This window comes from Exiguobacterium sp. s142 (assembly GCF_018618455.1).
GTDB lineage: Bacteria > Bacillota > Bacilli > Exiguobacteriales > Exiguobacteriaceae > Exiguobacterium > Exiguobacterium aurantiacum_A.
The window spans coordinates 424,463-437,972 of record NZ_JACSMB010000001.1 but is presented as its reverse complement, the minus strand read 5'-3'; the positions used below and the strand labels follow the sequence as shown (position 1 = coordinate 437,972).

The following is a 13,510-nucleotide window of genomic DNA, read 5'->3' as shown; positions in this document are numbered from 1 at the left end:
GGAGAGAAGTTAATGGAGACGCGTCAGAATACCGTTCGCAGTTTGGAAGATCGCATTCCGTATATGAAGGACCAACGGCGCAAAAAAGCGAATCGACGCTTGGCGACGATTCTATTCTTGTTTGCCGTGCTCATCGCACTCGTCGTCTATATGCAGACGTCGGTTTCTGACGTGAAGGCAGTGAATGTGTCCGGACTCGACTGGTTGACTGAAGCTTACGTCCTTGAGGGAACGGATCTCGACACGTCTTCAAAGATTGTTCGCATCTCTCCGAACGACATCGAGCAGACGATTCGCGCACTCCCGGGAGTGCGGGACGCCAAAGTCGATCGGTCTTGGTATAACATCGTCACCGTGGACGTCGAGGAAGAGAAGATGATCGCCTACTCGCGAAACGACTCAGAAGAAGTCGTCGTGCTCGCGGACGGATCACTTCACCCGACCGGACAAATCGATGATCCGGAGAAGTTGCAGGATGGTCCGCTCTTACGTGAGTTCACGGACGTCGCCGAGCTCGAGAAAGTGGCAAGTGAACTCGAGCAAGTCGATGACGCGATGCGGGCCCGGATGTCTGAAATCGTCTTTTCGAAAAAAAAGGATGAACCAGTCCGGTATGAGATTTATATGAACGATGGAAACACGTTGCTCACACCGACGTTCAAACTGAGCCAAACCGTCTCAAAATACGGGGATATCTTTGAAAACATCCCAAAAGGTCAACGCGGAACCGTCGTCATGGACGGAGGCTTTTATTTCGTCCCTTACGAAAAAACGAAAGAATAATCTGATTTTTTACAGTCCTTAGACACGTAAGGACTGTTTTTTTATAGTTTGTAATCGAATTGACACCCCAAAACCGCTTAATTTGTAGGATTCTACCTTTTCTCACTATGTTATTTGTTGTAAACTTAGACGTGAGATATCTTGCCGGACCTATCAATATTTTTGGATATCTGTAACAATGTAACGGAAATTCAGAAACAGAAATTTAAGCGCGGAGGTGTTTCCCTTTTGGAAGCGAACGGTTATGTTGCCGCATTGGATATAGGAACGTCAGAAATTAAGCTCGTCGTGGGCGAATTGCTCGGAGGAACGCTTAACATTTTGGCGGAGGGGTGCGCCCCGTCTGCAGGAGTAAAACGTGGCGCCGTCGTCGACATCGATAAAACGGTTCAAGCCATTAAGCAAGCCGTCGAACATGCCGAAGCGGCGCTCGGTGATCAAGTTCGTTCGGTATATGTTGCCATCGAAGGGGAACATATCCAAATTGCCCCGTGTCATGGGATCGCATCGGTGAAACGAGAAGACCAAGAGATCACGGACGTCGACGTCATCGAAGTCATCAATTCGGCGCAAGTGATGCGTTTGCCGGATGAGATGAGCGTCATCGATGTCATCCCGACGTCGTTCACAGTCGACCAACAGACAGGGGTCGTCGATCCCCGTGGTATGCTCGGCTACCGGTTAGAGATGCACGGGAAAATGGTAACGGGTTCAAAAACGGTCCTACATAGCATCCGTCGTTCGATTGAACGGGCAGGCCTTACGCTAGAAGGATTTGTACTCGGTAACTTGGCGCTCGGAATGAGTGCTGCTTCCGTCGATGAAATCGACCTTGGGATCGGCCTCGTCGACATCGGACACGAAAAGACGACCGTCTCTGTATTTTATCGCGGTGATCTCGTCTACTCGTATATCCTCCCAGTCGGCGGGGACCACATGACGCGAGACTTGGTATATAAACTCAACTGTAAGTACCAAGACGCAAAAGTGGCGAAAGAAGAATACGGACTCGCGCTCGAAGAAATGGCGGACGCTTCTGAAGGATTCACATTTACGAATATTAATGGGGAAGTGGCATTCGAGCCACAAACAGAAATTAGTTACGTTTTAGAGGCGCGAATAGAGGAAATGTTCACACTCGTGTTGAATAGAGTGCAAAAGGTAGGTGTTCCACCGCTCAGCGGAGGTTATCTCCTCTGTGGCGGAGCGGCTGCCTTGCCTGGCATCCAGGAATTGGCGACGCGCGTCATGGGTCAAAAGACAAGACTCTACCAACCTTCGTCGATTGGTGTCAGACATCCGAAATACGCGACGGCTGTCGGTGTTCTCAAGTATGTGCTCATGAGCGACCATCATGTCTCGAAGTCGCAACTTGAGAAGCCAGATGAGCGCGTGACTGTTCCAACACCAACTGGCGGGACAGAACGCGACATCGATCGTGATGACGAGCCTGAAACAACAGAGCGCGAATCTAAAAATGGATTCGGGCGTTTAATGGAAAAATTATTTGGCGTGTAAGCTGATGATGTGTTAACAATTGGAAATTACGTAGGGGGATACCTGAAATGATGTACTTTGATGAGGCGATTGACGCCGTAGCAAAAATTAAAGTAATTGGAGTCGGTGGTGGTGGTTCAAACGCCGTCAACCGAATGATCGAGCACGGAGTGCAAGGTGTCGAGTTCATCGCGGTCAATACAGACGCACAAGCACTCAATATGTCGAAAGCGGACGTCAAGCTTCAGCTTGGCGCTAAATTGACACGCGGCCTTGGTGCCGGTGCGAACCCGGACATCGGTAAGAAAGCGGCTGAAGAAAGCCGTGAGCAATTGATCGAAGCACTTGACGGTGCCGATATGGTCTTCGTCACTGCCGGTATGGGTGGGGGAACAGGTACGGGCGCTGCACCAGTCATCGCTGAGATTTCAAAAGAAATCGGAGCGCTCACAGTCGGTGTCGTCACGAAACCGTTCATGTTCGAAGGACGCAAACGGATGCAGCATGCGCAACACGGAATCCAAGCGTTCAAAGAAAAAGTCGATACACTCATCGTCATCCCGAACGACAAGTTGCTTGAAATCGTCGAGCGGAACACGCCGATGATCGAAGCGTTCCGCGAAGCGGATAACGTGCTTCGCCAAGGTGTCCAAGGGATCACAGACTTGATCGCCATCCCTGGTTTGATCAACCTTGACTTCGCCGACGTGAAAACGATCATGACGGAAAAAGGATCGGCGCTCATGGGTGTCGGTGTGGCGACTGGTGAAAACCGTGCCATCGAAGCAGCGAAAAAGGCGATCTCATCTCCACTGCTCGAGTCTTCAATCGAAGGCGCGAAAGGTGTCTTGATGAACATTACAGGTGGACTCAGCCTCAGCTTGTATGAAGTAACAGAGGCTGCTCAAATCGTTCAAAGCGCCGCTGATGAAGAAGTGAACTTGATCTTTGGTTCGGTCATCAACGAAAACTTGAACGAGGAGATCATCGTCACTGTCATCGCGACTGAGTTTGCGGAAGAGTCACAAGGCACGAACCCGTTCCTTCAGCAACCGAAGAAACAAGCGGAGCCTGAGGCGAACAAAGAAGTTCAACCGAAACCGACTGAACCTGCTCAACAAGAAGAAGGGAACTTCCATAGACCAGTCTATGGTGGGGACGTCCCAGACGAGACGATCAACATCCCAGCGTTCGTAAGACAACGCCGTAACTAAACAACAGGGGGTGCCGTTCTCGGCACCCCCTTTTTCTAAAAAAAGGAGACTGGTATGCAACTCATACATACATGGGAAACCGAGGCGTATCGCTATCTGGCTTATGTGACGACTCGGACGGATGGACACAATGAAGGCAATGTCGGTTTGCACGTCGGCGATGATGCGGAACTAGTCATTGCCAACCGGGAACGTTTCTTCACCGAAGCAAACTTGTCGCTCATCGATTCGGTTTGGGCCGATCAAGTGCACGGGACGCGTGTCGCGACCGTCGACGAAGCGGACAAGGGCAAAGGCGCCTATCGATACGATGAGGCGATTCAAGCGACTGACGGACTCGTCACGACCGCTACCGATCTGCCACTCGCTCTCGTGTTCGCCGATTGCGTCCCGTTGTTCTTTTGTGCGAAAGATCACGGAATCATCGGCATGGCTCATGCCGGGTGGAAAGGGACGGTCGGAAACATCGTGTCCTCGATGCCGTCAATGCCGTCTCGCCCGAAGCATATGCGGCCTCGGTGTATAACGAATCAGAACGTCATGCGAATCTGTCATTGCAACGAGTCAATGAGACACTCGCTGTCGAAAGAAACATGGACGTCAAGCAGTCGAACTTGTCGACCGCTTCCGATCGAGACTTTTTCTCGTATCGGAACGGAGACGCCAAGCGTCGATTTGCCGCCGTCCTCGTCAAGGAGAAGAAATTGTGAGCATAGCTGATAACGTCAAACAAGTGAGACAGAATATTGAGAACCTTCAATCGGAAACAGCGGTGACGCTCATCGCGGTCACGAAGTCGGTCGGTGTCGACGTCGCGAACGCGCTTTACGCAGAAGGTGTCCGTGATTTCGGTGAGAACCGTCCGGAAGGCTTGCTCGAGAAAGTCAATGCGATGCCGTCGGACGCCAAGTTCCATTTTATCGGCAGTCTACAGACGCGCAAAGTGAGACAAGTCATCGATCATGTTGCCGCAATCCATTCGCTCGACCGATTATCGCTCGCCGAAGAGATTGACAAACGGTCCGACCGTGTCATCGATTGTTTCGTCCAAGTGAACGTATCGGGCGAGACGTCAAAACATGGGCTTGAAAAAGAGGAAGTCATCCCGTTCATCGAGAACTGTAGACAGTATCGCCATATTCGGGTCATCGGACTGATGACGATGGCTCCGTTCACAGAAGATGAAGGTGTGATCCGTGAAACATTCCGTGCTTTACGCGAATTGCGCGACCGCGTCGCGGCAAATCGCTTCGAACATGCACCATGCAACGAATTGTCGATGGGTATGTCTAACGACTACGAGTTGGCAATCGAAGAAGGCGCATCGTTTGTTCGTATTGGGACCGTACTTGTGCAATAATATATTCTAAGGAGGAATCCGTTATGTCAATCAAAAACAAAATGAAAGACTTCTTTGGACTTGAGGAAGATCCGAATCACGCGTATGAAGGGGAAGAGTATGCTGTCGCAGAGACGAACACTCAACCGACGACTGATGCGCTCGTCAAAACCGAGGAGCGTCCGAAACCATCGAACAACCTCGTCGCGCTAAACACGAAGAAGAAAGAACGTTCGAAAGTCGTTCTTGCCGAACCGCGCGTCTTTGCCGAGGCACAAGATATTGGCGACCAGTTGAAAGAAAATCGTGCCGTCATCGTCAACCTTCAGCGCATGTCGAAAGAGCAGTCTCGTCAAGTTGTAAACTTCTTATCGGGTGTCGTATACGCCCTAGAAGGAACGATGACGTCGATTGGACATAACACGATTCTATGTGCTCCGAACAATATCGAATTGACTGGATCGATTTCGAATTTGATTTCGGAGGACGAACTAAACAGTAAAGGGTGGTAAATGAATGGAAAATGCGATCCCTGCATTAGGCAATACGATTGTTACGCTACTTGGATATTATAGTTGGGTCTTGATTGCCTATATTTTATTATCGTGGTTCCCGAATGCGAGAGAATCAAAATTCGGACAGATTTTGACATACTTGTGTGAGCCGTTTCTTAACCCGTTCCGTCGGATCATCCCGCCAATCGGCGGTATGCTCGACATTTCTCCAATCGTCGCCCTGTTCGTGCTTCGTATGGCGCAAGCAGGAGTGCGAGCGATTTTCGGTCTGTAAATGAGCGTCTTCGATCATTATCGACCGAATGAACGCCCGTTTGTCGAGCAAGTGCTCGACTGGGTGCGACAAGTCGAGGACAACTACTTGTTTAAATTGACGGATTTTTTAGACCCACGTGAGCAACAAATCGTCAGGCAACTCGTTGGCAAACGGCTCGCCATCTACGAGGACGGCGGTTTCCCTGGAGCTGAGCGGAAACGGCTTTTATTGACGCCCGACTACTATGAGCTCGACGTGAACGACTTTGAAGTCAAGATTCTTCAAATCGATTATCCGACGAAGTTTGTCGACTTGACCCACCGCCAAGTGACAGGCACGCTTCTTAACGCGGGCCTGAAGCGGCAAAAGTTTGGCGACGTTGTCCTCGCTGACGGGATCGCTCAGTTCGCGACGACGGCTGATGCGGCTGGATTCATCGAAATGAACGTGGATCGCGTCGGCAAAGCCCGGGTGCGGCTGTCTGATGTGCCGGCCGCATCGATTTTGACCGTCCCAGAAGTCAAATGGAGCGACGAGTTTGGCATCGTCTCCTCACTCCGCTTTGATGCGGTCGTGAGCGAGGTGCTCGGTCTGTCGCGCCAGAAAGCACAGGCGCTCGTCAAACATGGTGACTGCAAAGTCAATCATAAAGCGATCACGGACGCGAGCTTTTTACTCGAACCAGACGATTTGGTTTCAATCCGGGGTTACGGTCGTGTCAAATTGACGGCAATCCTCGGCTCGACAAAGCGTGAGAAAATAAAAATCCAGTATGGCATCATACGTTGAATTTAGGAGGAAAGTCGAATGGCGTTGACACCGATTGATATTCATAACAAAGAGTTCTCGACTCGTTTTCGCGGGTACGATATCGATGAGGTCAATGAATTTTTAGATCAAATCATTAAAGAGTTTGAGCTATTGATTCGTGAAAATAGAAGGTACGAAGAACTCGTCAACGATATGCAAGCCCGTATTGACTACTTCTCCTCGATGGAAGACACGTTGAATAAATCGATTATCGTCGCACAAGAGGCGGCAGAAGAAGTCAAGACCAATGCGGCCAAAGAAGCCAGCCTCATCTTGAAGCAGGCTGAACGCGAAGCGCTCGCCCGAGAAGAGGAAGCGTCGCGTAAAGAGCAGATGGCAGAGCGTGAAGTCATTCAAATGTTGAAAAAAGTCGAACTGTACCGGACCCGGTTCCGTGTTCTCGTCGACGCACAGATGGAACTTCTAAATAGTACCGAATGGGACACGATTGTCGGAGAGCCGCCTGTCCAGACGGTTCTTGACGATACGAGTGAACTTGCGTATAATGACGACGAAGTCACACCAAACAAACATCACGGATAATAAACAATACGTTGATTAGGACACGTCAATAAAGTCACACCTACGAAGCGACTTAGGGAAGGTGCAAGCCTAAGAGAAAGACTTTATTTGGTATCCCCTATGAGTGTCATGCTGAATTGAGTAAGCGTGACCGCTTGACCTCGTTATCGGTTACCGAGAGCGGTCTCAAGGTCTACTTGAGATTAGTAGGGTGGTACCGCGAGTCGATGAACTCGTCCCTATTTAGGGGCGGGTTTTTTTTGTTTTTCAAAAAAGATGCAGGAGGAGTTTCAATGAACTACAAAGACACATTATTGATGCCTGATACAGAATTCGCGATGCGTGGAAATTTGCCGAAGCGCGAGCCAGCAATGCACGAGGCTTGGGAGCAGATGGACTTGTACAACCGCGTCCAAGAGAAGAATGCAGGAAAGCCGCAATACATTCTACATGACGGACCTCCGTACGCCAACGGTGACATCCATATGGGCCATGCACTCAACAAAGTGTTAAAAGACATCATCGTCCGTTTCAAGTCGTTGAACGGCTATCAATCACCGATGATCCCAGGTTGGGACACACACGGTCTTCCGATCGAGAACGCGCTTCAAAAAGCAGGCGTCAACCGTAAAGAGATGACTGTCGCCGAGTTCCGCGAAAAATGTGCCGCTTACGCGATGGAGCAAGTGAACTCACAACGTGAACAGTTCAAGCGTCTCGGACTGCTCGCTGACTTTGACAATCCATACATCACGCTCCAGCCTGAATATGAAGCGGCGCAAATCCGCCTGTTCGGCACGATGGCTGAAAAAGGATACATCTATAAAGGGAAAAAACCGGTCTATTGGTCACCGTCTTCTGAATCGGCACTCGCTGAGGCGGAAATCGAGTACTATGACAAAAAATCACCAGCCATCTATGTGGCGTTCCAAGTCGTCGATGGCAAAGGCGTCCTCGGGACGACCGACCATTTCGTCATCTGGACGACGACACCGTGGACGATTCCGGCCAACCTCGGGATCGCTGTCAGCGATGAGCTGACATACACACGGATCGAACACGATGGCAAAGGGTATATCGTTGCCGAGACGCTCGTCGAAGAAGTGACGACAGCACTCGGCTGGGATGAGTACTCAGTGAGCGGGTCTTGGAACGGACGCGAGTTCGAACACATGACGGTACAGCACCCGCTTTACGACCGGACGTCACTCCTCATCCTTGGCGACCACGTCACGGCTGAAGCGACAGGCTGCGTCCATATCGCACCTGGCCACGGGGAAGACGACTACCGTGTCGGCCAAGCGTACGGACTTGACGTGTTGTGCCCGGTCGACGACCGTGGGTATATGACGGACGAAGCACCAGGCTTTGAAGGACTGTTCTATGAAGATGCGAACAAAGAGATCGGCATGAAGCTCGAAGCAAATGGCAACTTGTTGAAGCTCAAATTCATCAAGCACTCGTACCCGCACGACTGGCGTACGAAAAAGCCGGTCATCTTCCGGGCGACACCGCAATGGTTCGCTTCGATCAAAGACTTCCGCAGCGACATGTTGCGTGAAATCGAAGAAGTAAACTGGGTACCGGAATGGGGCATGACGCGCCTGTTCAACATGGTCCGTGACCGTGGCGACTGGGTCATCAGCCGTCAGCGGGCATGGGGTGTGCCGATCCCGATTTTCTACGCAGAAGACGGAACGGAAATCATCACGAACGAAACGATCGACCATATCGCCAACTTGTTCCATGAGCACGGATCAAACGTCTGGTACGAGCGCGAGGCGAAAGACTTGTTGCCATCCGGCTTCACACATCCGAACAGTCCAAACGGCGAGTTCCGTAAAGAAGTCGACATCATGGACGTCTGGTTCGATTCAGGTTCGTCACACGCAGGCGTGCTCGAACAGCGCGACAACTTGCGCCGTCCGGCCGACCTGTACCTAGAAGGTTCGGACCAATACCGTGGTTGGTTCAACTCGTCACTGTCGACTGCAGTCGCGACGACCGGCAAAGCACCGTATCGCAACGTCCTCAGTCACGGCTTCGTCCTTGACGGCGACGGCCGGAAGATGTCGAAATCGCTCGGCAACACGATTGCACCGAACGACCTCGTGAAACAGTACGGTGCTGAAATCGTACGTCTTTGGGTCGCGTCTGTGGACTATCAGTCAGACGTCCGCGCCTCGCATGACAACTTTAAACAAGTGTCAGAAGTATACCGGAAGATCCGTAACACGTTACGCTTCTTGCTCGGTAACTTGAACGGGTTCGATCCGTCGATGCGCGTCGCGTTCGAAGATATGCCGGAAGCCGACCGCTTCATGGCGACGAAGCTGAAACAACTTCAGACGAAAGTCGTCAAAGCGTACGATACGTTCGACTTTATGGCTGTTTACCACATGAGCCACAACTTCTGTGTCAACGAGTTGTCGTCGTTCTATCTCGACTTCACGAAAGACATCCTCTACATCGAACGTGAAAACGATGCGCGTCGTCGTGCCGTTCAGACGGTCATGTATGATGCAGTCATCACGTTGACGAAGCTACTTGCCCCGGTCCTCCCGCATACGGCGGACGAAGTCTGGCAAGAAATCCCGGCCAAGATGGCGGATAGCGTCTTCTTGTCGGACCTTGAAGAAGTGGCGCCGCTCACGGAAGCAGAGACGGAATTACTCGCGAAATGGTCGAAATTCCTCACGTTCCGCGACGACGTCTTGAAAGCGATCGAGATCGCCCGCGGCGAGAAGTTGATCGGGAAACCGCTCGAAGCAAAACTTCAAGTCGCACCGAAGGGTGAGACGAAAGCGCTGCTCGATACGATCGATAACGTTCGTCAACTCCTGCAAGTGTCACAACTCGACTACGTCGATACGGCCGACGTCGACTACGCGACGGCGAAGATCAGCGTCGCGAAAGCAGACGGTGCCGCTTGTGCCCGCTGTTGGACGTATTCGACCGAACTTGGTCAGAACGCAGATCATCCAGAACTTTGCCCGCGCTGTACAGAAGTCATCGCATGAGCCGGACCGGAGTGGCGCACAGTCCACTCCGGTTTCTTATGACTTGAAAGGAGAATTTGATGAAACGTTATTACGGATTAGCAGTCGTTCTCATTTTGCTCGACCAAGTGACGAAATGGATCGTCGTCCAGACGATGACGATCGGTCAATCGATCGAATTGATCCCGGGATGGCTCTATTTGACATCGTACCGCAACAGAGGCGCGGCCTGGGGCATGCTCGAAGGACAGATGGTGTTCTTCTTCGTCGTCACCGCCGTCGTTGTCGTCGGTCTGATCTACTTCTTGCATAAAGAAGTGAACGGGTTCAAACTGCTCGGCTACAGTGTCGGCTTACTGCTCGCCGGAGCGATCGGCAACTTTATCGATCGTCTGTTCCGGGGCGAGGTCGTCGACTTCGTCGACACGTACCCGTTTGGCTACAACTTCCCAATCTTTAACGTCGCCGATATGGCACTCACGTTCGGGGTCATCTTTATGATCATCGGCGTCTTGTTCGAAGAAAAATTAAACAAAGAAAGGGGACAATCGTAATGGAAACTTACACATTTGTCGCCGAAGAAAAGGCACGGATCGATAAATGGATGAGCGAACGAAGTGACTGGTCACGTTCGCAAATCCAAGACTGGATCAAGGCAGGGGATCTGCTCGTCAACGGTCAACTCGTGAAGCCGAACTATAAACTGCAAGAAGGGGACGAAGTCGTCGTGACGGTGCCAGAAGCCGTCGAACTCCAAGTCCTCCCCGAAGATATTCCGCTCGACGTCGTGTTCGAGGACGAGGATGTCATCGTCGTCAACAAAGCACGTGGCATGGTCGTGCACCCTGCGGCTGGTCATACGTCTGGAACGCTCGTCAACGCGCTGTTATATCACTGTGACGACCTCTCAGGCATCAATGGGGTGAAGCGTCCGGGTATCGTCCATCGTATCGATAAAGATACGACGGGACTGCTCATGGTCGCGAAAAACGATATGGCGCACGAGTCACTCGCGCAACAGTTGAAAGACAGAACGATCAAACGCGAATACGTCGCACTCGTCCACGGCGAGCTCGTCCATGAGCTCGGATCGATCGAGGCGCCGATCGGGCGCGACACGAACGATCGTCAGCGCATGACGGTGACAGACAAGAATGCGAAAGAAGCGGTAACACACTTCCGTCTGCTCGAGCGCTATAAAGACTTCACGCTCGTCGAGTGCAAGCTCGAGACAGGACGGACGCATCAAATCCGTGTCCATATGCGCTATATCGGCCATCCGCTTGCCGGAGACCCGAAATACGGACCGCGTCGGACAATCGATTTGAACGGGCAAGCGCTCCATGCAGCCACGCTCGGCTTCCATCATCCGCGGACGAACGAATGGCTCGAGTTCGAGGCGGCACTCCCGACCGACTTCGAGGCAGAGCTCGCAAAATTGGACAAAATCGAGAAAACACGTTGACTTTCAACCGATTCAGCTTTATAGTCTAGAAAGCATAACACCTTTAAACCCAGTCCAGAGAGGCTGTGAAAGGATCGTGGCCGCGGCCACAACCGTCTATCATATACGGCACTCGTTTGCCTTCGTGAAGACTTCCTTTCCAGCCGGATGAGGAAGTCTTCTTTTTTTATAGATTACGAGAGGAGGAATCATATGAAACGCTCGACCATACTAGACGAAGCCGCGATCCGACGCGCCTTGACGCGAATCGCCCATGAGATCATTGAACGCAACAAAGGAACGGACAACGTCGTCCTCGTCGGGATCAAAACGCGCGGTGAGACGCTCGGCGACCGACTCGCCCATCGCATCGAAGAAATCGAAGGAAAACCGATCGCGCTCGGTAACTTAGACATCACGCTCTACCGGGACGACCTATCGAAGAAGTCGCTCGACCCAGAAGTGAAAGCAACCGAACTCCCGCACGATATCAATGGCAAGACGGTCGTCCTCGTCGATGATGTCTTGTACACGGGACGGACGGTCCGAGCCGCCATGGACGCACTCGTCGACCACGGTCGGCCCGATTACATCCAACTCGCCGTCTTGATCGACCGGGGGCACCGCGAGTTGCCGATTCGCCCGGACTTTGTCGGGAAAAACGTCCCGACATCGAAAACAGAACAAGTCGTGGTCCGACTCAGTGAAGTCGACACGACAGACGAAGTGTACATCCAACAGCAATAAATCCAAAACCTTTAAGGTGGTCCAGAGAGGCCAGGAAGGAGAACTATTTATGAAACCCCCCATCCTCAACATCCACGAGCGTCCCGCTCACTTGCCGCAATGGCTGCTCTTCAGCTTGCAACACGTCTTCGCCATGTTCGGAGCGACGATCTTAGTCCCGATTTTGACCGGACTGAACACGTCCGTCGCCCTCGTCGCTTCCGGTGTGGCCACGCTCTCATTCCTAGTCATCACCCAATTCAAAGTCCCGACGTATCTCGGGTCAAGTTTTGCCTACATCGCACCGATCATCGCGGTCAGCCAGCAATGGGGCGTCGAAGCCGCACTGTTCGGCGGTATTATCGCCGGTTCGGTCTACGGTGTCGTGTCGCTCATCATCTTTAAGACGGGCGTCGGTTGGTTGTTACGACTGTTGCCGCCGGTCGTCGTCGGTCCGGTCATCATGGTCATCGGCTTATCGCTCGCACCGGTCGCCATCGACATGTCGATGAACCGCGACGGAGCGTATAACGGCACGTTCATCACGGTCGCCCTGCTCACGCTCGGCATCACGATCCTCGCGATGACAAAGTTAAAAGGAGTATGGGGCGCGGTTCCAATCTTGTTCGGCATCGTCGGCGGATACGCCATCGCCGCCATGTTCGGCATCATCGACTACTCGGCCATCGGTCAAGCGAGCCTGTTCCAACTGCCTGACTTCACGATGGTGTTCGTCGACTACATGCCGATGTGGCAAGTCGGGGCACTCCTCGCCATCGTCCCGGTCGCGCTCGTCACGATGACGGAGCACATCGGCGACCAAATGGTCACGTCGAAAATCATCGGACGCGAGACGATGAAAGATCCAGGCCTGCACCGGACGCTCCTCGGCGACGGCGTCGGCAAAGCCGTCGCCTCAGCGCTCGGTGGACCGCCGTGTACGACGTACGGTGAAAACAACGGGGTCATGGCGATCACGAGAGTGTACAGCGTCTACGTCATCGCGGGAGCAGCGCTCATGGCCATCAGTTTCGGCTTCCTCGGTCACGTCGAGGCGTTCATCTCGACAATCCCGAATCCGGTCAAAGGCGGTATCTCGATCCTCTTGTTCGGTGTCATCGCCTCGAACGGACTGCGGACGATGGTCGACAGCAACGTCGACCTCGCCGAGAAACGCAACCTCATCATCGCCTCGGTCATTCTCGTCGTCGGCCTCGGCGGGGCGATGGTCCAACTCGGCAGCTTCCCGGTCCAAGGGATGGCGCTCGCGACGGTCGTCGGTATTCTTTTGAACGCGGTGTTGCCGAAAGAAGAAGTCGAACCGGCTTCGGTCGATACAACTGAAGAAACGAAACAGGCAAGTAACTTTTAATTCGATCCCGTGAGGTCGGCAAAGTGAAGGCTC

The 13,510-nt window shown here is 52.4% G+C and carries 14 protein-coding genes and 1 other annotated feature; all 14 genes read left to right on the top strand.

The window, feature by feature from the left end; translation table 11 throughout:
* Positions 1-12 precede the first annotated feature (12 nt).
* The 14 genes from KNP77_RS02230 to KNP77_RS02165 all read left to right on the top strand — a co-directional run bounded on the left by KNP77_RS02230 (position 13) and on the right by KNP77_RS02165 (position 13,477).
* Entirely contained in the window at positions 13-783 is a 771-nt protein-coding gene (locus tag KNP77_RS02230) for a cell division protein FtsQ/DivIB (protein WP_131465326.1), read from the top strand.
* Positions 784-1,038: 255 nt separating this feature from the next.
* Positions 1,039-2,301, top strand: coding sequence for a cell division protein FtsA (ftsA, locus tag KNP77_RS02225; RefSeq protein WP_251138869.1), 1,263 nt, complete (start codon positions 1,039-1,041; stop codon positions 2,299-2,301).
* A 47-nt stretch (positions 2,302-2,348) separates the two neighbouring features.
* Positions 2,349-3,494, top strand: a complete 1,146-nt coding sequence (ftsZ, locus tag KNP77_RS02220; protein WP_070327556.1) for a cell division protein FtsZ — start codon at positions 2,349-2,351, stop codon at positions 3,492-3,494.
* Positions 3,495-3,548: 54 nt separating this feature from the next.
* Positions 3,549-4,214, top strand: a complete 666-nt coding sequence (locus KNP77_RS02215) for a purine nucleoside phosphorylase YfiH/LACC1 family protein (protein WP_251138868.1) — start codon at positions 3,549-3,551, stop codon at positions 4,212-4,214.
* Entirely contained in the window at positions 4,201-4,854 is a 654-nt protein-coding gene (locus KNP77_RS02210; protein ID WP_070327554.1) for a YggS family pyridoxal phosphate-dependent enzyme, read from the top strand. The genes KNP77_RS02215 and KNP77_RS02210 overlap by 14 nt, the downstream gene beginning before the upstream one ends.
* Positions 4,855-4,877: 23 nt before the next feature.
* Complete coding sequence (locus KNP77_RS02205) at positions 4,878-5,345, top strand: cell division protein SepF (protein WP_070327553.1); 468 nt, start codon at positions 4,878-4,880, stop codon at positions 5,343-5,345.
* A 4-nt stretch (positions 5,346-5,349) separates the two neighbouring features.
* A complete protein-coding gene (locus KNP77_RS02200; protein ID WP_070327552.1) occupies positions 5,350-5,622 on the top strand; it encodes a YggT family protein in 273 nt (90 codons plus the stop codon).
* Positions 5,623-6,393: a YlmH family RNA-binding protein gene (locus tag KNP77_RS02195; RefSeq protein ID WP_070327551.1), complete on the top strand. Its 771-nt coding sequence runs from the start codon at positions 5,623-5,625 to the stop codon at positions 6,391-6,393. It abuts the gene before it with no gap.
* Positions 6,394-6,411: 18 nt separating this feature from the next.
* Complete coding sequence (locus KNP77_RS02190; RefSeq protein ID WP_016509011.1) at positions 6,412-6,957, top strand: DivIVA domain-containing protein; 546 nt, start codon at positions 6,412-6,414, stop codon at positions 6,955-6,957.
* 2 nt (positions 6,958-6,959) lie between these two features.
* Positions 6,960-7,180, top strand: a binding site (T-box leader).
* Between the two features lie 49 nt (positions 7,181-7,229).
* Positions 7,230-9,956 (top strand): isoleucine--tRNA ligase, encoded by a 2,727-nt coding sequence (ileS, locus tag KNP77_RS02185; RefSeq protein ID WP_214888108.1) that lies wholly within the window; start codon positions 7,230-7,232, stop codon positions 9,954-9,956.
* Between the two features lie 59 nt (positions 9,957-10,015).
* A complete protein-coding gene (lspA, locus tag KNP77_RS02180; RefSeq protein WP_070327549.1) occupies positions 10,016-10,489 on the top strand; it encodes a signal peptidase II in 474 nt (157 codons plus the stop codon).
* Positions 10,489-11,400: an RluA family pseudouridine synthase gene (locus KNP77_RS02175; protein ID WP_070327548.1), complete on the top strand. Its 912-nt coding sequence runs from the start codon at positions 10,489-10,491 to the stop codon at positions 11,398-11,400. Before lspA ends, KNP77_RS02175 begins: the two co-directional genes overlap by 1 nt.
* Before the next feature lie 192 nt (positions 11,401-11,592).
* The gene (gene pyrR, locus KNP77_RS02170; RefSeq protein WP_070327547.1) at positions 11,593-12,126 is read left to right on the top strand and encodes a bifunctional pyr operon transcriptional regulator/uracil phosphoribosyltransferase PyrR; all 534 of its coding nucleotides are present in this window, start codon (positions 11,593-11,595) and stop codon (positions 12,124-12,126) included.
* Between the two features lie 49 nt (positions 12,127-12,175).
* Complete coding sequence (locus KNP77_RS02165; RefSeq protein ID WP_214888105.1) at positions 12,176-13,477, top strand: uracil-xanthine permease family protein; 1,302 nt, start codon at positions 12,176-12,178, stop codon at positions 13,475-13,477.
* The last annotated feature ends 33 nt before the right edge of the window (positions 13,478-13,510 follow it).

What these genes read in the sequence shown, in the direction of transcription:
- ileS (WP_214888108.1), top strand. Translation starts at nt 7,230, where the DNA reads ATGAACTACAAAGACACATTATTGATGCCTGATACAGAATTCGCGATG.
- KNP77_RS02200 (WP_070327552.1), top strand. Translation starts at nt 5,350, where the DNA reads ATGGAAAATGCGATCCCTGCATTAGGCAATACGATTGTTACGCTACTT.
- KNP77_RS02215 (WP_251138868.1), top strand. Translation starts at nt 3,549, where the DNA reads ATGCAACTCATACATACATGGGAAACCGAGGCGTATCGCTATCTGGCT.
- ftsZ (WP_070327556.1), top strand. Translation starts at nt 2,349, where the DNA reads ATGATGTACTTTGATGAGGCGATTGACGCCGTAGCAAAAATTAAAGTA.
- KNP77_RS02195 (WP_070327551.1), top strand. Translation starts at nt 5,623, where the DNA reads ATGAGCGTCTTCGATCATTATCGACCGAATGAACGCCCGTTTGTCGAG.
- KNP77_RS02205 (WP_070327553.1), top strand. Translation starts at nt 4,878, where the DNA reads ATGTCAATCAAAAACAAAATGAAAGACTTCTTTGGACTTGAGGAAGAT.
- KNP77_RS02175 (WP_070327548.1), top strand. Translation starts at nt 10,489, where the DNA reads ATGGAAACTTACACATTTGTCGCCGAAGAAAAGGCACGGATCGATAAA.
- KNP77_RS02230 (WP_131465326.1), top strand. Translation starts at nt 13, where the DNA reads ATGGAGACGCGTCAGAATACCGTTCGCAGTTTGGAAGATCGCATTCCG.
- KNP77_RS02190 (WP_016509011.1), top strand. Translation starts at nt 6,412, where the DNA reads ATGGCGTTGACACCGATTGATATTCATAACAAAGAGTTCTCGACTCGT.
- KNP77_RS02165 (WP_214888105.1), top strand. Translation starts at nt 12,176, where the DNA reads ATGAAACCCCCCATCCTCAACATCCACGAGCGTCCCGCTCACTTGCCG.
- pyrR (WP_070327547.1), top strand. Translation starts at nt 11,593, where the DNA reads ATGAAACGCTCGACCATACTAGACGAAGCCGCGATCCGACGCGCCTTG.
- lspA (WP_070327549.1), top strand. Translation starts at nt 10,016, where the DNA reads ATGAAACGTTATTACGGATTAGCAGTCGTTCTCATTTTGCTCGACCAA.